Here is a 24,046-nt window from a genome sequence, read left to right as displayed (position 1 = left end):
GGCGTGCGGGCCGTGTCCACACCGGTCGACAGCACGAGCCGCGCCGACCGAAAGTACGGCGTCCGGCTGCTACATCTGCCGGCCCAGGCCCTTGCGGACGCGATCGGTCTCGTACGCCCACATGGCGATCTCGACCCGGTTCCGGACGCCGATCTTGCCCATCAGGCTGGCGATGTGGGTCTTCACGGTGCTGAGGCTGATGTACAGCTCGTGGGCGATCTCAGTGTTGGTACGCCCACGCGCGACGGCGACGAGCACCTCCTCCTCCCGGGCGGTGAGCGTGTCCACCGGCTGCCTCGGCGGCGCGGCCGGGCCCGCGTCGGCGAACGCCCTGAGCAGCCGGGTGGTGACGCTCGGCGCGATCAGCGCGTCACCCGCGGCGGCGGCCCGCACGGCCTGGGCGAGCAGGGCGGTGCCGGCGTCCTTGAGCAAGAACCCGCGCGCTCCCGCGCGGAGCGCGGCGTAGACGTACTCGTCGAGGTCGAACGTGGTGATGACGACGACGGCGAGGGGTTCGGCGACCGCCGGGCCGGCGAGCCGGCGGGTCGCCTCGATGCCGTCCACACCGGGCATCCGGATGTCGAGCAGACACACGTCCGGGCGCAGGCGCTGTGCCACCTCGACGGCCCGGCGACCGTCGGCCGCCTCGCCCACGACCTCGATGTCGGGCTGGGCGTCGAGGATCATCGTCAAACCGGTACGCACGATTTCCTGGTCGTCGGCGACGACCACGCGGATGGCCATACCCGCGATTATGCGGCCGTCAACGCGCGGGGCAACGCCACGGACACCGTCCAACCCCGATCGGCGTCGGGTCCGGCCTCGCAGGTGCCACCGAGCAGTCCGGCACGTTCCGCCATGCCGACGATGCCGAACCCGCCGGGCCAGATCGAACTGGCGTCGCCGTCGTCGCTGACCCGCAGGCGTACCGACCGGGCGTCAGCGGCGACCCGGACCTCGATCAGGGTCGCGTGCCGGGCATGCCGCCGCGCGTTGGTGATCGACTCCTGCGCGAGGCGGTAGATCGCGGTCCCGATGGTCGACGGGATGCCGTCGAGATCGCCGTGCAGTTGCACGTCGACCACGGGGCCGGGCGACGACCGGCTCGCCAGCCGGGCGAGATCCGGGATGCCTGGGCTCGGCGCCAGCTCCGCCGGCTCGGCACGGCGCAGCACCCGCACCATCGTGCGCATCTCGGCCAGCGCCCGGCTCGCCTCGGCCTCGATCACGCGCAGCGCGTCGACCGCGGCGTCCGGCCGGGCCTGCGCCACCGCGATGCCGGCCTGCGCGCGGATCGCCATCGCCGAGACGTGATGGGCCACCGTGTCGTGCAGGTCGCGGGCGAGTCGCTCCCGTTCCAGCAGCTTGGCCCGGTCGAGCCCGCGAGCCCAGAGCCGCGCCCGGTACCGGTACGCGATCGCCAGGGCGAACGCCGCGAACATCACCACGCAGCCGGCGAGCGCGTCCGCCGGGCTGACATGACCAAAGGGCACCGACAGGCCGATCTTGGCCAGGATGAGCGCCGCGCCGACCACCACCTGCCGGCCGGACCCCCAGCGGAACAGCGCATACGGCAGGAACAGCACGTACACCATGGTGGCCAGCTCCGGCTCGTGGCCGATGAACAGCGGCACGACCCCGGTGGCGATGAAGACGATCGCCACCATCAGCAGCGGCCTGGTCCGGCGCCACAACAGGGTGGGTGCCAGCGCCAACGCGGTGACCATGGAAGCGGTCGGGGTGAGCAGGTCGGTGCGCAGCAGACCTTCCAGGGTCGCGAGCGCCATGACCACAGCCACGAGCACCCGGTCCCGCCAACGCGGCGCCGGCGGGTCCGGGGCACCGGGCTCGGCCCAGACGGAGCGGAGAAGCTCGCGCACGCCCCGATGGTACGCAGCGCGGGCGGCGAGCGGACCGGCCCAAAGTACGGCCGGTGCCACCGACCATCGGCTGAGGAGGTTCTGGCCCGCGCTGCGATGAGTCCCGGCGCAGCCGGCGCGAGGATCGGTGCCGCACGAACAACACGAAGGGACGTGACCGCCATGAGGTCCTCCGCCAGGTCGAACTACCTCATCCCCACCGGCCTGCTGGTGCTCAGCGCCGTCCCGGTGATCGCCGGCAGCCTCCGGCTCGCCGAGCTGGCCGGTGGCGCCCCGGTGCTGCCCGACGGCGACCGGATCGCGTCGGCACCCGTACCCGTGGTGGTGCACATCGTCAGCGTCACCGTGTTCAGCTTCCTCGGCGCCTTCCAGTTCGCGCCCGGCTTCCGCCGCCGACGTCCGGGCTGGCACCGGGCCGCGGGACGACTGCTGATCCCCTTCGGACTGCTGACCGCGCTGACCGGCCTGTGGCTGACTCTGTTCATGCCGCGCGCCGAACTCGACGGTGATGCGTTGGCCGCCATCCGGGTGGTGGTCAGCGTGGTCATGGCCATGTCGATCGTGGTGGGCTTCGTGGCGGTCCGGCAACGCGACTTCGCCCGGCACCGCGCCTGGATGATCCGCGGTTACGCGATCGGCGTGGGCGCGGGCACCCAGTTCCTCACGCAGGTGGCCTGGATGGGTGCGGTCGGTCCGTTGACGATGTCGAGCAAGACCGGCACGATGGCCGCCGCCTGGTTGATCAACATCACCCTCGCGGAATGGATCATCCGGCGCCTGCCGGTCCGCACCGGACAACCGGTGCGGGTGACGGTCGCCCCGGTCGGCTGAGAGGTCGGCCTCGGTCGAGCAGGCGAGCGTCCGGTCGCCACCGCCGATGAGCAGTCAGCCACGCTGCCGCGAGTCGATCCGGATCCTGTCCAGGACCACCCCGGGAGCCTGCTCGATGACCACGGGCGAACGCGGACGTAGCGGATCGGCGGACCCGGACCCGGCGAGCGGCAGCGGCACCAGGGTGCACTCCTCCACCAGCACGTCCCGGTACTCCAGCACCCGGATCGCGTGGTCGATCTCGCTGCGCCCCCAGCCCGCGATGCGAACCGCGTACAGCGGACCGTTCCAGGACACCCAGGCGTCTGACACCCGGATCCGCTGGCCGACCTGGTTGCCAGCCGAGGAGTGGAAGCGGTCGGTGTTGTCCCCGGGCAGCAGCCGGAAGCCGATCTCGACGTCCGACAGCCGGACCCGGTCCACCTCGACGTCATGCACGGAGCTGAGGTAGAACCCCTCGAAGGCGTCAGAGACGCGCAGGTCGGAGATGGTGAGGTGGTGCGGGTGGTAGGAGGGGCCGACAATCGAGTCGACGCCCGCACCGACCGCACCCCAGTGCACGGCGACGCCGGTGCAACCACCCGCGATCGACACGTCGGAGATGGCCACGTCGCGTACCGCCCCGACCACCGCGATGCAGTTCGCGGCCCGGGTGTCACGGCGCTCGACCTGGACCTGCCGAACCTGGATGCCCTCGATCCACTGTGCCTCGGCCGGGTAGAGGTAGCTGCCGATGGTGATGGCGGTGCCCCGGTCACCGCCGTGCTCGCCGGGTGAGCACGGCGGCGGGCGGAAGCCGAGCCTCTCGACCACCACCTGTGAGCCGAGCACCTGGACGATGGGCTGGCCGTCCGGCGTGGCCGAGGTCAGCCAGGTCGTCACGGACCCGTCGCCGGGCTCCGCACCGGCCAGCGTCCAACCGGAGCCGAGAACGATTCCCCGGGCGAGCGGGTAGGTGCCCGCCGGCAGCCGGACGGTCCCGCCGGGCTCGGCGGCCAGCAGCCGCTCGATCTTCTCCTGGTTAACCGCCGCGTCCTGGGTGAGCACCAGGTCGTGCGATCCATGGTCGGTACCGGTCACCACTGCACCTCGACGACTTGGCAGACGATTTCGGACACCCGTCGCCGCAACGCGGTGGCCTCGGCGTCGACCAGCCCGATCAGCACAGGTCCGGGGGCCGTCCGCTCGACCACCACGTCCAGCGCGTCCGACGCCCGCGCCGCCACGCTCACCGGAACCTCGGTACCGCCGAGCAGGTTGACCGCCCGCACCGCCAGGTGGTCCGGGTGGGGCGCCCGGGTGAACGGCGACGCCTCGTACAGGGCCTGGCCCGCTCCGCGCCGCGCCACCCGGAATGCCTTCAGCACGGTCTGTCCCTGTCGACGACGCAGCCAGCCCTGGCTGGGCTGACGAAACGCCGCCGGCGGCGCCGACGCGCTCGCGGTCCACAGGCCGCAGCGGACGGACCTGGCGTCGGCGTTGACCACGACGAACCGGGTCCGGGCATGGCCCTGGCCACGGCCCCGTGCCCCCACCAGTCCACCGGCGCTGACGAGGCCGGCCCACTGCGCGGGCGCGCCGGCCAGGCGCACCGAGCCCGCCTCGTCGCCGTCGGAGATCGCGGTGACCTCGACCTGGTTGAGGCGTACGCCGACCGCCGCCAATGGGCTGAGCGACGCCACCGCCCAGTCCGGGAGCGAGGCGTCCGCCAGCTCGATGATCAGCAGCCCGTCCTCGCCCACCTCGTCGGCGCGCAGGTCAAACTCCACCCAGGCGTGGGCCTCCACGATCCGCAGCCGCCCTCGCTGGCGGCTGATCAGGGCCGCGGCCCGGGCCGTGCCCTGTGCCCTCACCATGACCAGGCGCGGCAGCTCACGGTCGCCCCGGGTCGGTGCCGCGACCCGGGACCAGGCCGACTGCGAGGCCCCGTCGACATGGAGATCGACCCGCACGCGGACCGGCCGGCCACCGGTGCGCAGCTTCAGCACGACCGCCCCGGACGCGCCCTGGACGCGCCCCACGATCGAGATCCCCCGGGCCATCTGGTCGGCGACCAGCACCTCGGGATCACCGCCCGAGGCGAACACCGCGGGAAGCTCACGTGTCGGAACTGGATCGTCGAACTCCGTGGCGAACCAGGCACCGATCGCCACTACCGGACACCTCCGGGTCCGGGCGTGGCATCCAGCGCTTCGAAGCCGGGCACCCGCAGGTCGGTCCGGGTCAGCACCGGCTCCTGACGGTTCCACATCCGTTCGACGGCCTCGAAGAGCGGATCCGCGTCGCTCTCGATGTGCCGGAACGCCGTCCGCACCGATCTGAGCAGGTAGTCGGCGGGCCAGACCTCCCAGTGCGGCACCTGCGGCGTGAACAGGTCCGTGGCGCTGCGGTAGAACCACAGCCAGAGCCGCGCCCGCTCGACCTGCTCAGCCGAGATGATGTCCTCGCCGTTGAGCATCGCGGATATCGCGCCGTCCAGCGCCTTCCAGTAGGTCTCCGGATCGTTCACCACCGTGGACAGCCCGCACTCGCTCCACTCGGACCACCCGGCCTGGAGCACCGGGATGCCGTACGCGGGAAGCTCGTTGCTCACGCTGCCGCGGACCGTCACGCCGAAGTCGACGAGGCTCCACAGGCCGTTCTTGCTGAGATCCTTGCTGGGCTGGAACACCATGTGCCGATGTCGGGCGTACCGCTGGGCGACGGAGGCGAAGAAGTCGGTGCTGTCGTACCGGAACTGGCTCGGATGGTCCTGGAAGAGCCACTGCACCTCGGTTGAGGTACTGGCGAACTGCGCCGTCTCCTCGAACCAGTCGGCCAGGGTGGGGAAGGACTGGTGGTTCGTGCCGGGGGCGTCGGACACGGCGTGGTTGAAAACGGCCACGACCGGCCGCGACGGGTCGAACCCCAGGCGCGCCGCGAAGTGGGTACGCAAACGGGCCCGCTCGTCGCTGTTGTTGATGTCGACGGAGGCGCTGGCACCACCCCGCCACCAGCTCGGCCGGCCCAGGTTGACCTTCGACCGCCAGGCGACCAACTCCGCGTTGCGCCGCACCTCGTCACGACGCGACCAGACCCGCTGCTCGAAGAAGTCGCCGATCTGGTGGGTCAGTTCACCGCGGAAGGTGTGCGCACCGGTGTCGGTCTCGGGAAACAGCGCGTACGCCTTGAGACATCCCGTCTGCTGGGTGTGCACGACAGGTACGCCGGCACGCCGGGCGGAGTCGACCGCCAGCCCCCAGTGGTCGTAGTCGACGTGGCTGGTCACCAGCGCCACCGCCGACCCGCCAGCCAGCAGCGCGTCGTAGACCGACGAGATCGACCGGGCCAGTGCCTGTCGCCGTCGGTACCGGGGGTCGACGGTGGGATCCTCGGGCGCGCGGGGCCGCTTCGTCACCCGGCAGTAGGTGGCGCTGACGAACTCCTCCAGTGTCTCCTCGCTGATCGCCGCGCCCGGGGGCATCGGCCGCCCGAACAGCTCCACCGGCACGACGCCGGCCGTAGCGGAGCGGGCCGGCCCCTCGACGAGGCGGTAAAGGTCGATGACCTCGCTGGCGCCGTACGCCTGCGCGACCCGCTCCACCAGCCTCACGTCGAACTCGGTCCACAGCGCCTCGTGCCACATCTGCTCCACGCCGGTGACGACCACGAGTTGGGCAGGCACGATCCGCCGAATCGCGTTGGCGACCGCCAGGTTACGCATCGCCACCCTGATGTCCTGGTGGAACACCTCGACGAGGAGGTAGTTCTGGGACTGCGTGGCCCCCAGGTTCTTACGCCAGTAAACAGAAGCAGAGTCGAGGAACGCCTCGAACTCCTTCTTGTCAGCCCCGAGCCACACCCGCAGAACCGTCCCTCTCCCGTTGGACCGCGCCGTCTGACGACACACGGAGGACCGCACGCTATCGGCGCCGAGCGGAATCCTGGTTGACGGCGGGTGGACGGCAGGTTGCCGGATGCCCGACAGGGGGGATCGATCGAAGCCGCGGCGCGGCCGGGCGTTCGACCGGATCAGTGGCCCGCGCGGCGGCGCATCCCCTCGGCCAGCGGCGCCCGGTCGAGGTCTCCGGCGGCGATGCGCCCGGCGATGGTGCGGCGTACGAGCGCGTCCGCGACCGACGGCAGGTGCCGGGCCAGGAAGAGTTCGATGCGGCCACGGCCGGTGGTGGCCACGTCGCGCGGGGCCCGGCGGGCGGTCGTCGCCCGCAGGATCGTGTCGACCACACCCTCGGCGGGCTCGTAGCGGGCGACGCCCTCCAGGGAGAGGCCGGCCGCCGCCGAGGCGTCGTGGATCGGCGACGCGACCATGCTCGGGTAGACCACACTGACCCCGACGTGGGAGCCGACCTCCAGGCGCAGCGCGTCGGCGTATGCGACCAGCGCGCGCTTGCTGACCCCGTACCCGGCGGCCAGTGGGAGCGGGAGCAGGGCCATCCGGCTGGCGACGAAGACGATCCGGCCTCGGCTGCGTTCCAGGGCCGGGACGGCTGCGGCGGTGGTGTGCCACGCCGCCATCAGGTTCACCTCCACCTGCCGGCGGGCCGGCCCGCCGGGTGGCAGTTCGGCCGGGGCGGGCCCGCCGACACCGGCGTTGTTGACCAGCAGGTCGAGGCCGCCGAGGCTCTCGATCGCCTGCCCGACCGCGGTGGGTACGGCGGCGGCGTCGGTGAGGTCGCAGGCGATCACCGGGGTCTGGCCGGCGTCACCGGCGCGCAGGTCGAGACCGACGACCCTCGCGCCGGCCAGCGCCAGCCGCGCGCACAGCAGCCGGCCCAGGGTGCCGTTGGCGCCGGTGACGATGACCCGCCTGCCGTCGAGGGTGGTCATCGTCAGCTCTCCCGGACGTCTTCGCTGCGGTGCCAGCGAACGCCCCGGCCGCGGCGGGCCCGGGCCGCCCCGTCGGACAACTCCTTCGCCGCGCGGGCGAGGTAGGCGTCGAAGTCGATGCGCATGGCGGGGCGGCGGTCGCCCCAGCGGGCGCGGGCGGCCCGCAGCTCCGCGACGATGTCGGCAACCTGCTCGGCGGGGGTGGGCAGCGCGTACTCCCCGGCCAGGTACGCGGCCACGAGCCGGGCCTGCGCCTCGACCACCGGCAGCGCCGAGCCGGTGGACTGCATCAGTCCGACGAACATCAGGCCCGGCGCCTGCTGGTGGAACACGTGCCGGTACAGGGGCAGCCGGTCGGCGCCGTCGCCGAGCAGCGCCGGTTCGAGGAACGGCAGGTCGATGTCGTACCCGGTGCACCAGACGACCAGGTCGACCGCGTCGGTGGCGCCGTCGGCGAAGTGGACGCGGTCGCCGTCGAAGCGTGCGATGGCGGGGCGTACGCCGATCTCGCCATGGCTGATCCGGGACAGCAGCGAGTCTGACAGGGTGGGATGGTCCTGGAGGAGGCCGTGTCGCGGCGCGGGCAGGCCGTACCTCTCCGGACGGCCGACGGACAGCCGCAGCATGCGCTGGCTGAGGCGCTGGCGCAGCCGCCACGGCAGACGCGTGGCCAGCGCGCCGTTGAGGGTGTCCGACGGCCGGCCGAGCAGGTGTTTGGGCACGATCCACACCCCGCGACGCAGCGACAGCAGGGTGCCCGACGCGACGTGGGAGGCGTCGACGGCGATGTCCATGGCCGAGTTGCCGCCACCGACGACCAGTACCCGCCGCCCGGTGAGCTGCTCGGGGTCACGGTAGTCGTGGCTGTGCAGTTGGTCGGCGGTGAGCCGACCCGGGTAGGCGGGCGCGGGGTGTCTGGGTCGGCTGTTGTGGCCGTTGGCGACGACGACCGCCTCGACGTGTGCGGTGGTCACGCCGTCCGGGCCGGCCGCGTCGACGCGCCAGCGCGTGCCGTCGCGGGCGACCCGGGTGACGGTGTGCCCCAGCCGGATCGCGTCCAGCAGGCCGAAGTGCTGGGCGTAGTCGTGCAGGTAGCCGGCGACGCGGGTGTGGTCGGGATAGTCCGGCCAGTCGGTCGGCATGGGCAGGTCCGCGAATTCGGTGCGGGTCCGCGAGGTGTTCAGGTGCAGGGTGCGGTACGCCGGGGAGTGCGGCGCGTCGTACACCCACAGACCGCCGACCTGTGGCGCGGCGTCGAAGCCGACGGCGGGCACCCCCCGGTCGGCCAGGGCCTTGAGCGTGGCCAGCCCGGCCGGGCCGGCGCCGATCACCGCGACGCGTGGCTGCATGCACCCCTCCAGAAAATCCAACGTCTGGTGGATATTGCGCCCGACCCGGGCCCACGTCAAGGGCGGGCGTACATGCGGTCGAGCCATCGGTGGGCGAAGTCACGGAACTCCCGGCGGCGTCGCGCGCCGTCGGAGCCGGCGAGCAGGTCGACCACGTGCGCGTGGACGGACCAGACCAGGCTGCGGACGGCCAGGTGTGGCTGGGGCTCGGTGAGCACGCCGGCCGCGTCGGCCTCGGTCAGCACCTGCTCGACGGCCCGGTAGAGCGGAGTTGAGTAGCGCTCGTCGAGATCGGCATGCCGGTCCGGTTCGAGCCAGCGGCGCAGCCACAGGCCGGTGGTCTCCGGGTGATCCTCCAGAAAGTCGACGAACACGTCGACCAGGCCGTGCAGCGCGGTCAGAGCCGCCTCGGGCCCGGCGCCGAGGCCCTGCCGGGCGGCGGCCACGGCCCGGGCCAACGCCTCGCTCTCCGCGGCGAACACCCGCGCGAAACAGGACTCGTACAGCGCCGCCTTGGTACCCACGTGGTGGTGCACGGTGGCGACATCCACGCCGCAGGCCGCAGCGATCCCACGCATGCCGACCGCGTCGAAGCCGCGCCGCGCGAACAGGCCCGCCGCGGTCTCGACGATCAGGTCGGCGGTGTGGCGCTGCTCGGCACGCCGGGGGCGACCCGGGCCCCGTCGGGGTGTGGTCATGCGCCCCATCGTGCCCTACTATCCAGCGCACGTTGGATAACGGTCCGGGCGGCGTGGCGAGGAGACGGCATGGACGAGACGGCGCGGCTCCCCCGCGGCGGCATGCTGGCCTTCGCCGGCGGCTCCCTGGGCATGGGCACCTGGGTCACCGTGCCGGGCCTGCTGCTGCTCTTCTTCCTCACCGACGTGCTGGCCGTGACGCCGCTGGTGGCCGGCCTCGTCCTGTTGGTACCGAAGATCGCCGACGTGCTGCTGCACCCCTGGATCGGGCACCTGTCCGACACCGACCTGTCCCGGCACGGCCACCGCCGGACGCTCATGACGGCCGGCTGCGCGCTGCCGCTCGCGTTCGCCGCGCTGTTCCTGGTGCCGGGCCGGCTCACCGGCGGCCCGGCGGCGGCCTGGGTGGCCGTCGCGTTCGTCGCGGGCAACCTGCTGTTCGCGGCGTACCAGGTGCCATACCTGGCCACCCCCGCCGACCTCGCCATCGGCTACCACGAGCGCACCCGGCTGATGGGCTTCCGGATGGTGCTGCTCACCGTCGGCATCCTGCTCAGCGGCGTACTCGCGCCCATCCTGACCGGCCGGGAGGAACCAACCCGCGGCGGCTACGCCCTGATGGGGCTCCTGCTCGGCGTCTCGATGCTGGCCGCCATGCTGGTCGGCGTCGGCGGCACCCGGCGCCTGACCATCGCCGCACCGACCCCGGTCACCTCCGCCGGCCGAGGCCCGGCCGGCCTGCGTACCCTGCTCGTCGCACTGCGCGACCCGCAGTTCCGCTGGCTGGTCGGCTCCTACCTGACCATGTCGACCACCACCCACCTGGTGCTGGCGGCGGTGCCCTACTTCACCACGTACGAACTCGGGCGGCCCGGCCTGACCACCGTGCTGGTCGCCGCGTTCGTCGCACCGGCGCTGGTCGCCACCCCGATCTGGGTCGTCGTCGCCCGCCGCATCGGCAAGCAGCCCGGGCTGCTGGTCGCGCAGGGTGCCTTCATACTCGGTTCGCTCGTGCTGGCCCTCGGCGACGCCGCCGGCCTGCCCGTGCTGATCGGCGCGGTCGCGGTGCTCGGGATCGCGTTCGCCGCCATGCAGCTGCTGCCGTTCTCGATGGTCCCGGACGTCATCCGCGTCGGCGGCGTCGGCGGCACCACCAGGGCCGGCACGTACACCGGCGTGTGGACCGCGGCCGAGGCGACCGGGGGTGCGCTCGGCCCCTACGTGTACTCCGCCTGCCTGGCCATCGGCGGATTCCTGGCCAGCACCGCGGACACCCAGGTCGTGCAGCCCGAGTCCGCGCACACGATGATCCGGCTCGGGTTCGGGCTGGTGCCGGCGGCCCTGATGGTCGTGGCGATGCTGCTGCAACGCAAATACACACTGGACCGCACACTGCGGTGAGCCGATCCGGCCACCGGAGCGGGGCACCGGAATCTCGGCCGAGCACGACCGGGCAGGTGAAGCGGGGAAAGCTGCTTGGTATGAGGCAAACAGTATAGATTTTCTTCTATCACGTCGGGTTAGGTTGGCAGTGGTCCACCTGGTTTGGCCGGCGCCCGAACCCGAGACGACGAGCGGTTGCGGCACCAGCCAGGCCAGTGGGCACCGGCACCCGCAGCGCCGCCGCCAAACCCCGAGCCACGAGGCACGGCGCAGCGGGACGCCACCGCTCCGCCTGCGGCGCAACCCCGTTTCCGCGCCGCCGCCAACGCTCAGGAGGCAGTAAATGAGACGAAGTCTCACCCTCGCGGCAGCAGCTATCCTGCTGCCGGTCGGTGCCATCGCCGTCGCGGCAACCCCCGCCGCCGCGGCCCCGCCAGCCACCCCGGCCGCCGCCACCGCGGCAGCCGCGTCGCCGGAGATGCTCACCGCGATGCGGCGCGACCTCGGCCTGGACCCCACCCAGGCCCGAAACCGGATCGCCCGGGACGACAAGGGCACCCGGACGGACGCCAGCCTGCGCCGTTCGCTGGGCTCGTCGTACGCCGGCGGCTGGATGACCGCCGACGGCCTGGTCGTCGCCGTCACCGCGAAGGCCGCGGCCAACCGGGTCAAGGCCGCCGGCGCGCGAGCGACCATCGTCGCTCGTAGCGGCGCCGAACTCGACCGGGTCAAGGCCACCCTGGACCGCCACGCCGCCAAGGCACCGGCCGGCAAGGTCCCCGGCTGGTACGTGGACGTCACCACCAACACCGTCGTGGTGCTCGCCACCGGCGACACGGCCGCCGCCTCGGCGTTCGTCCGCGCGAGCCGAGTCGACACCGCCGCCGTCCGGGTGGTCACCACCACCGAGTCCCCGCAGCCGCTCTACGACGTCCGCGGCGGCGACGCCTACTACATGGGCGGGCGCTGCTCGGTCGGCTTCTCCGTGACCGGCGGCTTCGTCACCGCCGGGCACTGCGGCCGCACCGGCACCGCCACCCAGGGCTACAACCAGGTGGCCCAGGGCACCTTCCGCGGCTCGTCGTTCCCCGGCAACGACTACGCCTGGGTGCAGACCAACTCCAACTGGACCCCGCAGCCGTGGGTGAACAACTACTCCGGCGGCAACGTCACCGTGGCCGGCTCCACCGAGGCCGCCATCGGCGCGGCCGTCTGCCGCTCCGGCTCGACCACCGGCTGGCGGTGCGGCACCATCCAGGCCAAAAACCAGACCGTCAACTACGCCGAAGGTTCGGTCAGCGGACTGACCCGTACCAACGCCTGCGCCGAGCCGGGCGACTCGGGCGGATCGTGGCTGGCCGGCCAGCAGGCGCAGGGCGTGACCTCCGGCGGCTCCGGCAACTGCTCGTCCGGCGGGACCACCTACTTCCAGCCGGTCAACGAGATCCTCTCGGCGTACGGCCTGACGCTGCGCACCAGTGGTGGTGGCGAGCCGCCGCCGCCCACCGGGTGCAGCGGCTACGAGTCGACCTACACCGGCAGCATCTCCTCCGGCCAGAGCCGGTACCAGCCGAACGGCAGCTACTACTACTCGTCCTCCTCGGGTACCCACCGCGGCTGCCTCGACGGGCCGACGGGGGTCGACTTCGACCTGTACCTGCAGAAGTGGAGCGGGTCCACGTGGGTCGACGTGGCCGGCTCGTACAGCGCCGGACCCGACGAGTCGCTGACCTACAACGGCACCGCGGGCTACTACCGCTTCGAGGTGCACGCGTACAGCGGCTCCGGCAGCTACACGCTGGGCATCACCAACCCCTGAGCCGACCGTGACGACGGCGGCGGGGTGCGGATCACCAGACCCGCACCCCGCCGCCGTGTCGGCGTGGCGACGGCTCCGGTAGCCCAGCGGGGCGCTCGCCCCGCCCGGTGACAGCATCCCGCCACCGATCGGGGGATCATACGCGGGTGAGTTCGTCGCAGCTTCTCGTCGTACTCGACCGCGCCAGTCCGGTGTCGCTGCAACAGCAGCTCTGCGAGCAGATCAGCGGGTCCGTGCGGTCCGGCCGGCTGCGACCCGGCGACCCGGTGCCACCCAGCCGGGAACTGGCATACCAGCTCGGGGTCTCCCGCACCGTGGTGACCCGGGCATACGAGCTGCTGCGCGCGAAGGGGGTACTGGCCTCCCGACGCGGGTCCGGCACCCGGGTCAGTGGCCATCTGCCCGAGGCGCGGCGCGAGGCGGGACCGGCCGTCCGGGCGCCGCTGCGACCGGAGCCACCGCTACCCACCGACGCAGGCAGCCCGCTGTGGAAGCCGTGGGAGCCGGCACCGATGCAGCGACCCCAACCGGCGTACGACTTCCGGCACGGCACCCCGGCGTTGGCCAGCTTCCCGGTCACCCGCTGGCGGCAGGCGCTGGCGGAGGCGGTCAGCCGCGCCGACACCGCCGCACTGGGCTACGGCCCGGCCGAGGGCGCGCCGGAACTGCGCGCCCAGATCGCCGCGCTGCTACGGCGCAGCCGGGCGTTCGGCGCGGCACCGGAACAGACCGTGGTGACCAGCGGCGCCACTCAGGCGATGGACATCCTGGTCCGGCTGCTCGTCGGCCCGGACGAGGTGGTGGTCATCGAGGATCCCAGCCACACCGTGCTGCGGCAGATCTTCGGCTACTCCCGGGCGGCGGTGGTGCCGGTGCCGGTGGACGAGGAGGGCCTGCTGGTCGACGAGATCAGCGACCGGGTACGCGCGCAGGGCCACCATCCGGCGCGGGTCCGTCTGGTCTACGTCACGCCGTCGCACCAGTTCCCCACCGGGTTCGTCATGTCGCAGCGGCGGCGGCGGGCGCTGCTGCGCTGGGCCCACGCGCACGGCGCCACGGTGCTGGAGGACGACTACCACAACGAGTTCAGCTTCGGCCCGGAGCGGCTGTCGGCGGTGGCCGCCGACCCGCAGGACGCGGATGTGGTCTACGTGGGCAGCTTCAGCAAGACACTCTTCCCGTCGCTGCGCATCGGATACGCGGTGCTGCCGCCGCACCTGGTACGGCCGTTCCTCGGCGTGAAGTGGATCACCGATCGGCTGACGCCGACGGTGACCCAGTTGGCACTGGCCGAGTTCGTCGACTCCGGCGCCTACGCCCGGCACATCGGCCGGATGGACCGCCTGTACCGGCAGCGTCGGGCCCGACTGCTGGAGGCGCTCTACCGGCACTTCGGCGCGGGCGTGCGGATCTCCGGCGCGGCGGCCGGGCTGCACGTACTGGTGTCCCTGAGCGACCTGCCCGTCCCGGACGAGGCACAGATCGTGCGTGCCGCGGCAGCGCGCGGCCTGCAGATCTACCCCGCCTCGGGATACTTCGCCATCCGGCCGCCGGTGGAGCCGACCTTCCTGATCGGGTACGCGGCGCTGTCCACCACCCGGATCACCGAGGGAGTGGCGCTGCTGGCCGCCGCGGTGCGGGAGGTGACAGCTCGGTGAACCGGGGCCGCCGGAACCGGGCACGCTGCGCGTACGGGACGGTGCAGTCGAAGACCGCCTTGGCGGTCCGCCCGTCGGCGGAGACGGCTCGGGAGTAGCCGGTGTGCTGGCTCGGGTCGAGGGCGAAGCCCTCCCGGTCGGGCAGTACGACCATGTCCAGGTCGGCCTGGAACCGGGTGACCATCGCCCACCACAGGTCCTGGTCGGACTCGACGTCGACGTCCTCGTCGACGCAGAGCACCAGCTTGGCCATCCGGAACTGCGTCAGCACCGCCTCGGCGGCGGCACGTACCGTGCCGTCGTCCTCTGGGCCACACTTCGCCGGCCACTGGAGCACCACCATCAGCTGACCGCCGCCGGCCGTGTGGCAGTGCGCCGCCCGCACCGGCGTACCCCGGCGCGCCAGCAGATCCAGCACGGCCGCCTCCATGCCGAAGCCCAGCAGCACCGACTGCTCGTGCCCGGGGCCGGAGACGGCCTGCAGGATGGGCCGATCCCGGGCGGTGATCGCGGTGACCCGCACCAGCGGCAACGACGGATGTGCCCGCCCCTGGTAGCCGAGAAACTCCGGGGTGGCCACGACGCCGTGCGGGCTTTCCGGCGCCGTCTCGGCCAGCAGCTCACCCTCGATGACGTACTCGGCGTTGGCGATGAACTCGGCGTCCACCGTCCGGCACCGCAGCAGCTCCACCGGCTGTCCGGCCAGGGCACCCGCCACCGCCAGCTCGTCGATGCCGGGCGGCACCAGCGCGGTCGGGCAGCAGGAGGAGAGCAGCACCGCCGGGCCCAGCCCGAGATGGATCGCCACCGGCAGCGGAGCGCCCCGGCGCAGGGCGGCCCGGTAGGCGAGTTCGAGGTCCCGCCCGGGCACCATCCAGATGGTGAGGGTGTCCGGTCCCTGCACGCACATCCGGTGCACGGAGAGGTTCCGTACCCCCGTCTCCGGATCGGTGGCGAGCACCGCGCCGAGGGTCAGGTACGGTCCCGCGTCCTCGTCGGTGAGCACCGGCACCGGCAGGGCGGTGAGATCGAGTGGCAGCTCCTCGCGCGGCCAGCCGGCCGGGTCGACGGCGGGCACCGGCGGGTGCGGCGACCGGACCGCCGCAAGCAGCCGGTGCGGCAGCTCGGCCGGGGTGCAGCCGAGCAGACCGGCGGCCCGGCGGCGGGTGCCGTAGAGGCCCATCAGCACGGCCCGGGTCGGGCCGTGCTCCGGGCGTACCCGGTCGAAGAGCACCGCCGGGCCGGGGCCGGTCGGTGGGGCGGCGGGCGCCCCGGCCCAGCGGGCGTAGCGGGCGGAGACACCGAACCGGGCCGGCAGCTCCTCGGTGACCCGGACCAACTCGCCGGGGAGCGGGTCGAGGCAGGCCAGGGCGTGTCGCAGGTCGGTGGGCGCGCGGCCGGCCATCACTGCCCCTGCGGCCCGGCTGCGGCACCGCGGTCGGCCAGCATGTGCAGCTGCATCCGGGTCAGCTCGTCGATCAGCGCACGGTAGGCGGCGACCGCCACCTCGGGCGGCATGTCGTGCCCCACGGCGAGGTCGTGCACCCGACCCAGGACCTGCCGCACCCGGTCCGGGGACCGGACGGTCGGCTCGTCGGTCTTGTGCACGGTCAACTCGCGGACCACCCGGGTACGCTCCGCCAGCAAACCGACGATCCGCCGGTCGAGATCGTCGATGGTGGTGCGCAGTTCGGCGATCCGGGCCGGACCGTCGGCGCTGGCCGGGGTGACGCCGGCCGGAGTCGCGCCCCCCTTCTGCTGGCTCATGGCTGGGCTACCTCGTCGATCACGAACACGACGGTGGGCTCGGCGTTGCTGCCCTGGGAACGGTGCTCCTCGTCGTCGGGGATGACGAACCCCATGCCGGGCCGGCAGGGCACCGAGCGGTCCCGGAAGTGGATGGTGAACTCGCCCCGGAGCACGTAGCCGGTGTGTCCCCGCAGGCACCAGTGGTGCTCGTCGAAGCCGGCGGGCAGTTCCAGCAGGCGCAGCCGCTGACCGCCGACGTACGCGATTTTCACTCGCCCCTCGGCGCCCGGCTTCTCCCACTTCTCCCACTTCGCCGCCGGAAAGTCGATGCCGACCGGTGCGGTGGCCTGTTCAGTGGACATTCTCGATATCTCCTCTGGTCGAGGCGAATCCGCCCGGGCGTTGGCGCGGAACGCGTTCGTTGCGGTCCAACCGCGGCAGTACGCTGCCGCCGGTGGCCCGCTGGTGCCGCCTGAGCAGGTGCACCATGTCGAGCATCCGGTTGACCATCCGTTCCAGCGCGTCCACACCCTCGGCGTCGGCGAGGCCGGGCTTGCCGGTGGTGTTGCGCAGCAGCACGGGAAAGCCGCTGCCGACCAGGATCATCCGGTTGAGCAACAAGTTGTTGACGATCTGGTTGTGCACCGAGGAGTCGCTGTACCGGCGGCCGGTGACGATGACGCCGCCGACCTTGTCGGCCAGCGGCCGGTTGAAGCGCAGGTACCCCACCCCCACCCGCTCGATGAAGACCTGCATGAGATGCGCCAGGCCGAAGGCGTGCACGGGCGCGGCGTAGATCAGCCCGTCGGCGTGGATCATCTGCTCCACCAGGGCGGGCACGTCGTCGTCGAGCTGGCAGAGCGTGGTACGGCTGTTGCAGTCGCCGCACGGGCTGCACGGCGAGATCCGGTGGTCGCGCAGCCGGACGGCGCGCAGGACGGCACCGCGTGCGGAGATCAGGCGTCCTGCGTACTCGATCGCGAGGTCGGTGTTGCCGCCGGGCCGTTCGGAGCCGTTGATGGCCAGTATGGTTGCTTCTTCGCTGTGCACTCGTACCCCCGAACACTCATCGGGCGGCCGGGCCGCCACACCGCGGCCCGGCCGCCCGGGTTCAGTCCGTCAGCTTCCCGGCGAAGTAGTCGATGTACGCCTGCATATCGAAGTGGCCGTGCCCGGAGAGCGAGAAGACGATCGCCTTCGACTCGCCGGTCTCCCGGCAACGCAACGCCTCGTCCACCGCCACCCGGACGGCGTGCGTGGACTCCGGCGCGGGCACGATCCCCTCGCTGCGGGCGAAGAGCACGCCGGCCTCGAAGCAGGCCGTCTGGGTCACCGCCCGCGCCTCGACCAGGTCGAGCTCCCGCAGCGCGCTGACGATCGGCGCCATACCGTGATAGCGCAGCCCGCCCGCGTGGATCGCGGGCGGCCGGAAGGTGTGCCCCAGGGTGTGCATTTTGGCCAGCGGGGTCAGGCCGGCGGTGTCCCCGAAGTCGTAGTCGTAGGCGCCCCCGGTCAGCGACGGGCAGGACGCCGGTTCCACCGCGACGAACCGCACGGTCGGCCCGCCCTCGAACTGCCGGCGCAGCAGCGGCAGAGCCAGACCGGCGAAGTTGGAGCCGCCACCGGCCGCGCCGATCACCACATCCGGGTAGTCGTCGGCCATCCCCATCTGGAGCAGCGCCTCCTGGCCGATGATCGTCTGGTGCATCAGCACCAGGTTGAGCACCGACCCGAGCGAGTACCGGGCCTCGCCGCCGCTGTGCAGCGCCGCCTCCACCGCCTCGGAGATGGCCAGCCCGAGACTGCCGGTGGAGTGCGGGTCGGCGGCGAGGGCCTCCCGGCCGGCCGCCGTACGCTCGCTGGGGCTGGCGGTCACCGACGCGCCGAACGTCTCCATCAGCCCCCGCCGGTACGGCTTCTGGTCGTAGCTGACCCGCACCATGAAGACCTCGCAGTCGAGGTCGAAGTACGCACACGCCATCGACAGCGAACTGCCCCACTGACCGGCGCCGGTCTCGGTGGTCAGCCGGCGGACGCCGTCCTGCTTGCTGTAGTACGCCTGCGGGACGGCGGTGTTCGGCTTGTGGCTACCGGCCGGGCTCACCCCCTCGTACTTGAAGTAGATGCGGGCCGGGGTGTCCAGGCTGCGTTCGAGGCGGTGGGCCCGGACGAGCGGGCTGGGTCGCCACTGCCGGTAGATGTCCAGCACCGGGCCGGGGATCTCCACGTCCCGCTCGGTGGAGAACTCCTGCTCGATCAGGCCGGCGGCAAAGAGCGGTGCGAGATCAGCCGGGGTGATCGGCTCGCGGGTGCCCGGATGGAGCATCGGGGGCAGCCCTTTGGGCAGGTCTGGCACCACGTTGTACCAGGTCGTCGGGATGTCACTCTCCGGCAGGACGAACTTTGTGACGGTCATGGACGCTCCGGTTCGAAGGGTGGTCAGGGACGGGTGGTGGCCAGCTCGGTAGGGGTGGGCCGGGTCGGGCTGGGTGGCCGCACCCGCAGCACCGCGAACGCGGCGACGCCGAGGGCCGGGGTCAGCAACAGCAGGTAGAGCACGGGCTGGTGGCCCTGGGTCTGCCACACCAGGCCCAGGCCCAGCGGCACGACCAGGCGGGCCGCGCTGAGCACGAAGCCGTTGAGGGCCATGAAGGCGCTGACCCGGTCCGGCTCGACGTGGTCGGCGATGTAGGTGGGCACCACCACCGAGGCGATGATCTCCCCCAACGTCCAGACCACGGTGGAGAGCAGCACGGCCGGCAACGAGAAGGCGAAGACCAGGATGGCCGTTCCGGCGGACCAGAGCAGGCCGGCGACGATCAACAGCGTCCTGGTCTGGTACGCCTTGATCCGCCGCTCGATGAGGATGCCGGCGGCCACCACGACCAGACTGTTGATCGTGTAGACCGCGCCGACCACCGCGACCGACGACGCCAACACGCCGGTGACCGCCAGGGGCAACGTGTACTCCAGGCCGATCAGCGGCGCGACGTAGCAGAACGACACCACCACGACCACGGCCACGTCGAGGTCCCGTCGCAGGCCCATCCGCCCACCGGTGGTGGTGCGGGTGGCCGCCGTCGGGCGACGGGTGTCCGCCGGTACGCAGAGCCGGATGGTGATCGCCGCGATCACACCGAGCAGGATGTTCCCGGCGAACATCAGGTGGTACGAGTAGGCCGCCGCCAGGCCGCCGAGCAGCGGGCCGACACCCATACCCAGGTTGTTGGCGATGTAGCTGACCGTGTACGCGAAGGGCCGCTGCTCCGGCTCGGTCAGGTCGGCGATCAGCGTGTTGGCCGCAGGCGCGAACATCCCCATCCCGACGAGCGCGACGAACAGCAGTACCGCGTACGTCCACGGAGGCCCGTCGAACACGGCCAGGCCGAGGTAGCCGAGAGCGTTGAGCAGCAGGCTGGACACCAGCGCGGCGCGGCGACCCGCCCGGGCGCAGACGGCGGCGCTGAGCAGACTGCCGGCCAGCAGACCGGTGCTGCCCACGGAGATCAGCGCCCCGGCCTCCCCGACGCTCAACTGTCGACTCTGCACCAGATAGACCGCCAGCAGCGGGAAGACGAACATCCCGGCCCGGTTGATGAAGGAGGCGAGGACGAGCATCCGCAGCGGTCGCGGCAGGGCTCGGAAGCGGCTCACCCACATGGCGTGCCCGCCGCCGGCTCGGTGCGCACCTCGAAGGTGTCCCGGATGGCCTTGAACCGGGCGCGTACCTCGTCGAAGTCGCGGCCCTCGCAGACATACCAGCCGAGGACGTCGTTGGAGGCTGTCGGCGGGGCCAGCACGTCACCGACGCTCTTCCACACGTCCGCGTCGAGCACCGGGTCGAGCGCCCGCAGCTCGTCCGCCGTGGTGATCGCGGTGATCCGGCCGAACCGGTCGGAGCTGAGGTACTCGGTGCCGATCTCGGGCCCGAGGGTGGCCGCGGGCAGGTGACCCGGGTCGAGTTCCAGGCGGCACCACTCACCCGCCAGGTTGATTCCCCGACCGGCCGCGATGGCCGGGACGATCGAGCCGCCACCGGCACGGGCGGCGGCCTCGCCGAACAGCACCTCGCCGTCGTCGCGGAGGAAGAACTCCACATGCGCGACGCCGGTGCGCATCCCGAAGCCCCGCAGCAGCGCGGCGTTCGCGGCCAGGACGCGCCGCTCGGCCGAGGTCAGATCATGTTTGCGGGAGATGGTGCCGCCCGGCTCGTCGCGGAACTCCAGGATCGAGTACGTGTAGCGGGAGAGCTGCTCGAAGACCGGCTCGCCGGCTCGCAGCAGCGAGTCGACGTGGTACTCGACGCCTCGGACGTACTCCTCGACCCGGTAGTCGTGCCGGTTGTCGGCGAACAGCGGCCAGATCCGGGCCAGTTCCTCGGCCGAGTCGACCCGGTAGGTGTCGCCGCAGGCCCAGCCGGCGTACGGCTTGACCACCACCGGCCAGCCCGTCTCGGCGGCGAACTCCTCGACCGCGCCCAGGGTGTCGGGGCGGCCGGAGCGGGCGACCGCCATGCCCAGCTCGATGGCGCGTCGGTGCATGACGTTCTTGTCCCGGAAGGTGAGCGCCTGCTCCGGGTCGAGCCCGGGGATGTCGTGGTCCCGCCGACAGAACGCGGCGGTCAGCACGTCGCCCTCGAAGAGCGGGAAGATCCTTTCTACCGGGTGCGCGGCGACGATCTCCCTGACCGTCGATCGGACGGCCTCCCGGTCGTCGAGGTCCGCCTGGTAGCAGGGCAGGTCGGCAGCCTCGGCGGCCGGCTGCCCGGTCGGCACCAGCACCACGGCACGCACTCCGAGTTCGGTGGCCGCCGCCACCACGCTGTGGAACTGGGCGGCGTACCGACCGGCCGCGGGCCGGTAGACCACGAGGATCGCGCGGGTCACCGGCGACCACCTCCGTGGCTGGTGGCGTGGCTGGTCGCGGCGTCGTCGCCGGGAGTGGCCGCGGTGGACAGGACCACACTCGTCGTGCCGGCGTCAAGTACCGCCGAGGCCCCGGAGTACGGCCCGCCGATCAGGTCTTCCAGCGCGGCAATGAGCAGGGCCGTCGCGACCTGGACGTCCCCCCGGCCGCCCGGGTGGGCCGCCTCGATGGTGAGCAGCAGCCGGTGTCGGCCGAGGTCGGTGCGGATCAGGTGGCTCTGGCGCCAGTTCCAGCGTCGCGAGTGTGCCCGGCCGGCGGAGTCGGCGTAGATCACCTCACCGGGCTCCGGCCGCTCCGGCGCTTCCGGTCTGCCGAGCGGCAGGTAGGTCTCGGTCCCGTCGGCGGGCCGGACGGCGAGGTCGGGGAGGCCACCGACGGCGCACGAGGCCACCGGCATCGCGACGCCGAGCGAGATCGCGTTGCAGAGGTCGACCAGCGAGTTGATCCGCGGCAGTCGGTCCCCCCGGGCGACCCGACGGGCGATCGACTCCGCCGCACAGGGGAACCGGTTCGGGTTCACCCCGACCGCCTGGTATGCCGCCCGCCAGCCGGCAATCTGCGGCACCTCCGCCACGCCCGCCCTGTCCAGACCGGCGCCGTGCATCGCGTTCTCGGCCGCGGTCAGCAGCGCCGACACGCCCGGATCCGCTGGCGCGACCGCCACCACCGGCACGGCTACCAGGCCGAGTACGTAGTCCGGCACGGCCGTCAGCACCCGGTCGTCAACGCGGACCTCAAGGGCGTGCGCATCGTCTCTAAGCTGGCTCATCGTGGTCCTCGTGGAGTCGGGTCAGGAGATCGGGTCGACTGTAGGCAGCGGGCCGGGCACCGGTTGTGACCAATTCCCGCCGAATACGGTAGGTCCAATTCGTCGGTGCGGCCCGCTCCGCCGTCAGGCCGGCAGCGCGGTGGTTGCGCCACGCAGGAAGTTGTCGAACAGCCGAAAGCCCTCCTCGGTCAGCACGCTCTCCGGATGGAACTGGACCCCCTCGACCGGCAGGCGACGGTGGCGTATCCCCATCACGTAGCCGTCGTCGTCGGACCGGGCGGTGACCTCCAGCTCCGGCGGCACGGGATCGGCGACGATGAGCGAGTGGTAGCGGGTGACCGTCAGCGGGGTCGGCGCCCCCACGAAAACGCCGCGCCCGTCGTGGGAGAGCCCGCTGGTCTTGCCGTGCATGAGGTGCCGGGCGACCGTGACGGTGCCGCCGTAGGCCAGACCGACGGCCTGGTGGCCCAGGCAGACGCCGAGCAGCGGGATCCGGCCGGCGAAGGCGTGCACCAGCTGGACGTGCCCGGACTCGGCGGGATGCCCCGGTCCGGGGCCCAGGACCACCGCGTCCGGTCGCAGGGCGGCGAGCTGGTCGCCGGTCCGGCTCCGGGAACGGACCACCACGGTCTGCGCGCCGAGAGTCCGCAGGTACTGGTCGATGATGTGGGTGAAGCTGTCGTACGCGTCGACGAGCAGAACCCTCACGGCAGCAGCTCCTCGCCGGTCAGCGCCCAGTAGCTCGCGCTCATCTTGGCCAGGGTCTCCCGCCATTCGGCCCGGGGCGTGGAGTCGGCGACCACCCCGGCGGATGCCTGCGTGTGGTAGCGGGGGCCCTCCCGCACGACGGTGCGGATGCAGAGCGCGAGGACCGCGAAGCCCCGCACGTCGACCAGGCCGGTGGATCCGGCGTAGACACCCCGGGGCGCGTCCTCCAGTCCATCGATGATCTCCATAGCGCGCAGCTTGGGCGCGCCGGTCATGGTGCCGGCCGGAAAGGCCGCGCAGATCGCCGCCCACACGTCGGTGCCGGTGGCGAGCCGACCGGAGACCGTGGAGACCAGGTGGTGCACGTACGCGAAGGGCTCGGGGTCGAGCATCGTGTCGACGCTGAGGGTGCCCGGCTCACAGACCCGGCCGATGTCGTTGCGGCACAGGTCGACGAGCATCACGTGCTCCGCCCGCTCCTTCTCGCTGGCCAGCAGCTCCGCCACCCGCTGCCGGTCGGTCTCCGGGTCGGCGCAGCGGGGGGCGGTGCCGGCGATCGGACGCATCGAGATCCGGCCGTCGTCGATCCGCAGGAAGAGCTCCGGACTCGCCCCGATGATGAGGCGCCCGGCCCAGGGCGCCAGGTACATGTACGGCGACGGGCTGCGATGCCGCAGCCGCCGGTAGACCTGCAACGGCGTGAGGTCGCTCTCGACCTCGATCCGGTGGCCGATCTGGATCTGGTAGCTGTTCCCGACCTCGATGTGCCGCAGGCACTGTTTCACCCGGGCGGCGAAGGTCTCCTCGTCCAGGTTGTCGCGAATCAGGGCGGGCGGCGGCGCCTCTGGCACGTCGCGGTGGCCGGCGGGGAGCCCGGCGACCAACTCGGCCACCGGCGGCACCGGCTCGTCCGGCAGGTGCGGACCGGTGCTGGTGAGCTGGTGCACGGTGCCGGCGCGCAGGTCCCACCAGACGGTGTGCCGGTACAGCGACAGCGTGCAGCGGGGGACGTCGTCGGCCATCCGCTCGACGGTGAGCTCATCCATGTCGCGCGCGGCCTCGTAGGCGAGCGTGGTGAGGAAGCCGAAGGCGAAGCTGTCCGGGTCGGCGGTGGTCTGCACCGCGAAGGCGCGCTGCGTCGCACGCACGGCGGCCCACATCTCGGGCGGGCCGGCGACCGGCCAGACAATTTGGTCGGCGCGGCGCTGGATCGGCTCACCCAACACGGTCGCGAGGACTGCGGCGAGGGCCTCGCCGAGTATGCCCTCGGCGGTCAGTTCCAGCCGATCGGCGATGATCCGCAGCTCGGCCAGGCGTCCCCAACCCACCGCCGCGGCACGCCGGTCCCGATCCGGCCCGTCCAAACTTTCAAACAGATAAATGTCATCCTGAAAGTGATTACCGGACAAAGCCGTGTAGAGCGACAATGGATCGATGGACGACAGGGTG

The 24,046-nt window shown here is 72.2% G+C and carries 22 protein-coding genes; 4 read left to right on the top strand and 18 right to left on the bottom strand.

The genetic code is table 11. The features are described from left to right. Positions 1–69: 69 nt before the first annotated feature. Together ACFHWY_RS18415 and ACFHWY_RS18410 are read right to left on the bottom strand one after the other, a co-directional pair. The gene (locus ACFHWY_RS18415) at positions 70–744 is read right to left on the bottom strand and encodes a response regulator (protein WP_416581439.1); all 675 of its coding nucleotides are present in this window, start codon (positions 742–744) and stop codon (positions 70–72) included. A gap of 8 nt (positions 745–752) precedes the next feature. After that, complete coding sequence (locus ACFHWY_RS18410; RefSeq protein ID WP_416581438.1) at positions 753–1,880, bottom strand: sensor histidine kinase; 1,128 nt, start codon at positions 1,878–1,880, stop codon at positions 753–755. Between the two features lie 162 nt (positions 1,881–2,042). On the opposite strand from ACFHWY_RS18410, the gene ACFHWY_RS18405 reads away from it, so the two are divergent. After that, positions 2,043–2,711: a DUF2306 domain-containing protein gene (locus tag ACFHWY_RS18405; RefSeq protein ID WP_416581437.1), complete on the top strand. Its 669-nt coding sequence runs from the start codon at positions 2,043–2,045 to the stop codon at positions 2,709–2,711. A gap of 54 nt (positions 2,712–2,765) precedes the next feature. Here the strand turns inward: ACFHWY_RS18405 and ACFHWY_RS18400 are convergent, their stop codons facing one another. From ACFHWY_RS18400 to ACFHWY_RS18375, 6 genes are all read right to left on the bottom strand, one after another. Continuing rightward, positions 2,766–3,791 (bottom strand): hypothetical protein, encoded by a 1,026-nt coding sequence (locus ACFHWY_RS18400; protein WP_416581436.1) that lies wholly within the window; start codon positions 3,789–3,791, stop codon positions 2,766–2,768. Further along, complete coding sequence (locus ACFHWY_RS18395; protein ID WP_416581435.1) at positions 3,788–4,864, bottom strand: hypothetical protein; 1,077 nt, start codon at positions 4,862–4,864, stop codon at positions 3,788–3,790. The genes ACFHWY_RS18400 and ACFHWY_RS18395 overlap by 4 nt, the downstream gene beginning before the upstream one ends. Continuing rightward, positions 4,864–6,552, bottom strand: a complete 1,689-nt coding sequence (locus ACFHWY_RS18390) for a hypothetical protein (RefSeq protein ID WP_416581434.1) — start codon at positions 6,550–6,552, stop codon at positions 4,864–4,866. The genes ACFHWY_RS18395 and ACFHWY_RS18390 overlap by 1 nt, the downstream gene beginning before the upstream one ends. A gap of 170 nt (positions 6,553–6,722) precedes the next feature. Next, on the bottom strand, positions 6,723–7,538 hold the full coding sequence (locus ACFHWY_RS18385) for an SDR family NAD(P)-dependent oxidoreductase (protein WP_416581433.1): 816 nt from the start codon (positions 7,536–7,538) through the stop codon (positions 6,723–6,725). A 2-nt stretch (positions 7,539–7,540) separates the two neighbouring features. After that, positions 7,541–8,887: a flavin-containing monooxygenase gene (locus ACFHWY_RS18380; protein WP_416581432.1), complete on the bottom strand. Its 1,347-nt coding sequence runs from the start codon at positions 8,885–8,887 to the stop codon at positions 7,541–7,543. A gap of 56 nt (positions 8,888–8,943) precedes the next feature. After that, positions 8,944–9,585 carry a TetR/AcrR family transcriptional regulator gene (locus ACFHWY_RS18375; protein ID WP_416581431.1) on the bottom strand — a complete coding sequence of 214 codons (642 nt, stop codon included), beginning with the start codon at positions 9,583–9,585 and terminating at the stop codon, positions 8,944–8,946. Between the two features lie 69 nt (positions 9,586–9,654). Between ACFHWY_RS18375 and ACFHWY_RS18370 the strand changes: the two genes are divergently transcribed. The 3 genes from ACFHWY_RS18370 to ACFHWY_RS18360 all read left to right on the top strand — a co-directional run bounded on the left by ACFHWY_RS18370 (position 9,655) and on the right by ACFHWY_RS18360 (position 14,445). Continuing rightward, complete coding sequence (locus tag ACFHWY_RS18370; RefSeq protein WP_416581430.1) at positions 9,655–10,986, top strand: MFS transporter; 1,332 nt, start codon at positions 9,655–9,657, stop codon at positions 10,984–10,986. A gap of 325 nt (positions 10,987–11,311) precedes the next feature. Continuing rightward, positions 11,312–12,787, top strand: a complete 1,476-nt coding sequence (locus tag ACFHWY_RS18365) for a S1 family peptidase (RefSeq protein WP_416581429.1) — start codon at positions 11,312–11,314, stop codon at positions 12,785–12,787. A gap of 146 nt (positions 12,788–12,933) precedes the next feature. After that, positions 12,934–14,445, top strand: coding sequence for a PLP-dependent aminotransferase family protein (locus ACFHWY_RS18360; RefSeq protein WP_416581428.1), 1,512 nt, complete (start codon positions 12,934–12,936; stop codon positions 14,443–14,445). Here the strand turns inward: ACFHWY_RS18360 and ACFHWY_RS18355 are convergent. The 10 genes from ACFHWY_RS18355 to ACFHWY_RS18310 all read right to left on the bottom strand — a co-directional run bounded on the left by ACFHWY_RS18355 (position 14,390) and on the right by ACFHWY_RS18310 (position 23,925). Next, entirely contained in the window at positions 14,390–15,850 is a 1,461-nt protein-coding gene (locus tag ACFHWY_RS18355; protein ID WP_416581427.1) for a UbiD family decarboxylase, read from the bottom strand. The genes ACFHWY_RS18360 and ACFHWY_RS18355 overlap by 56 nt on opposite strands. Continuing rightward, entirely contained in the window at positions 15,850–16,212 is a 363-nt protein-coding gene (locus tag ACFHWY_RS18350; protein ID WP_416581426.1) for a chorismate mutase, read from the bottom strand. Before ACFHWY_RS18350 ends, ACFHWY_RS18355 begins: the two co-directional genes overlap by 1 nt. Continuing rightward, a complete protein-coding gene (locus ACFHWY_RS18345; RefSeq protein WP_416581425.1) occupies positions 16,209–16,556 on the bottom strand; it encodes an AraC family ligand binding domain-containing protein in 348 nt (115 codons plus the stop codon). The genes ACFHWY_RS18350 and ACFHWY_RS18345 overlap by 4 nt, the downstream gene beginning before the upstream one ends. Continuing rightward, positions 16,546–17,244 carry a flavodoxin family protein gene (locus ACFHWY_RS18340; protein WP_416581424.1) on the bottom strand — a complete coding sequence of 233 codons (699 nt, stop codon included), beginning with the start codon at positions 17,242–17,244 and terminating at the stop codon, positions 16,546–16,548. Before ACFHWY_RS18340 ends, ACFHWY_RS18345 begins: the two co-directional genes overlap by 11 nt. Positions 17,245–17,305: 61 nt before the next feature. Then, positions 17,306–18,610, bottom strand: coding sequence for a TrpB-like pyridoxal phosphate-dependent enzyme (locus ACFHWY_RS18335; protein WP_416581423.1), 1,305 nt, complete (start codon positions 18,608–18,610; stop codon positions 17,306–17,308). Between the two features lie 23 nt (positions 18,611–18,633). Beyond that, complete coding sequence (locus ACFHWY_RS18330) at positions 18,634–19,854, bottom strand: MFS transporter (protein WP_416581422.1); 1,221 nt, start codon at positions 19,852–19,854, stop codon at positions 18,634–18,636. After that, a complete protein-coding gene (locus ACFHWY_RS18325) occupies positions 19,845–21,080 on the bottom strand; it encodes an ATP-grasp domain-containing protein (RefSeq protein ID WP_416581421.1) in 1,236 nt (411 codons plus the stop codon). The genes ACFHWY_RS18330 and ACFHWY_RS18325 overlap by 10 nt, the downstream gene beginning before the upstream one ends. Beyond that, positions 21,077–21,889, bottom strand: a complete 813-nt coding sequence (locus ACFHWY_RS18320) for a B3/4 domain-containing protein (protein ID WP_416581420.1) — start codon at positions 21,887–21,889, stop codon at positions 21,077–21,079. Before ACFHWY_RS18320 ends, ACFHWY_RS18325 begins: the two co-directional genes overlap by 4 nt. Before the next feature lie 123 nt (positions 21,890–22,012). Beyond that, positions 22,013–22,597 (bottom strand): anthranilate synthase component II, encoded by a 585-nt coding sequence (locus tag ACFHWY_RS18315; RefSeq protein WP_416581419.1) that lies wholly within the window; start codon positions 22,595–22,597, stop codon positions 22,013–22,015. Beyond that, entirely contained in the window at positions 22,594–23,925 is a 1,332-nt protein-coding gene (locus ACFHWY_RS18310; protein ID WP_416581418.1) for an anthranilate synthase component I family protein, read from the bottom strand. Before ACFHWY_RS18310 ends, ACFHWY_RS18315 begins: the two co-directional genes overlap by 4 nt. Positions 23,926–24,046 lie beyond the last annotated feature (121 nt).

Source organism: Micromonospora sp. LOL_024, from assembly GCF_048060415.1.
Lineage (GTDB): Bacteria > Actinomycetota > Actinomycetes > Mycobacteriales > Micromonosporaceae > Micromonospora.
Note: the sequence above shows the minus strand (reverse complement) of the source record. Positions and strands in the feature narration are given on the sequence as shown.

Coding starts and splice junctions, on each gene's coding strand:
- ACFHWY_RS18375 (WP_416581431.1), bottom strand. CDS start 9,585: ATGACCACACCCCGACGGGGCCCGGGTCGCCCCCGGCGTGCCGAGCAG.
- ACFHWY_RS18345 (WP_416581425.1), bottom strand. CDS start 16,556: ATGTCCACTGAACAGGCCACCGCACCGGTCGGCATCGACTTTCCGGCG.
- ACFHWY_RS18330 (WP_416581422.1), bottom strand. CDS start 19,854: ATGTGGGTGAGCCGCTTCCGAGCCCTGCCGCGACCGCTGCGGATGCTC.
- ACFHWY_RS18380 (WP_416581432.1), bottom strand. CDS start 8,887: ATGCAGCCACGCGTCGCGGTGATCGGCGCCGGCCCGGCCGGGCTGGCC.
- ACFHWY_RS18370 (WP_416581430.1), top strand. CDS start 9,655: ATGGACGAGACGGCGCGGCTCCCCCGCGGCGGCATGCTGGCCTTCGCC.
- ACFHWY_RS18335 (WP_416581423.1), bottom strand. CDS start 18,610: ATGACCGTCACAAAGTTCGTCCTGCCGGAGAGTGACATCCCGACGACC.
- ACFHWY_RS18415 (WP_416581439.1), bottom strand. CDS start 744: ATGGCCATCCGCGTGGTCGTCGCCGACGACCAGGAAATCGTGCGTACC.
- ACFHWY_RS18355 (WP_416581427.1), bottom strand. CDS start 15,850: ATGGCCGGCCGCGCGCCCACCGACCTGCGACACGCCCTGGCCTGCCTC.
- ACFHWY_RS18385 (WP_416581433.1), bottom strand. CDS start 7,538: ATGACCACCCTCGACGGCAGGCGGGTCATCGTCACCGGCGCCAACGGC.
- ACFHWY_RS18405 (WP_416581437.1), top strand. CDS start 2,043: ATGAGGTCCTCCGCCAGGTCGAACTACCTCATCCCCACCGGCCTGCTG.
- ACFHWY_RS18365 (WP_416581429.1), top strand. CDS start 11,312: ATGAGACGAAGTCTCACCCTCGCGGCAGCAGCTATCCTGCTGCCGGTC.
- ACFHWY_RS18350 (WP_416581426.1), bottom strand. CDS start 16,212: ATGAGCCAGCAGAAGGGGGGCGCGACTCCGGCCGGCGTCACCCCGGCC.
- ACFHWY_RS18320 (WP_416581420.1), bottom strand. CDS start 21,889: ATGAGCCAGCTTAGAGACGATGCGCACGCCCTTGAGGTCCGCGTTGAC.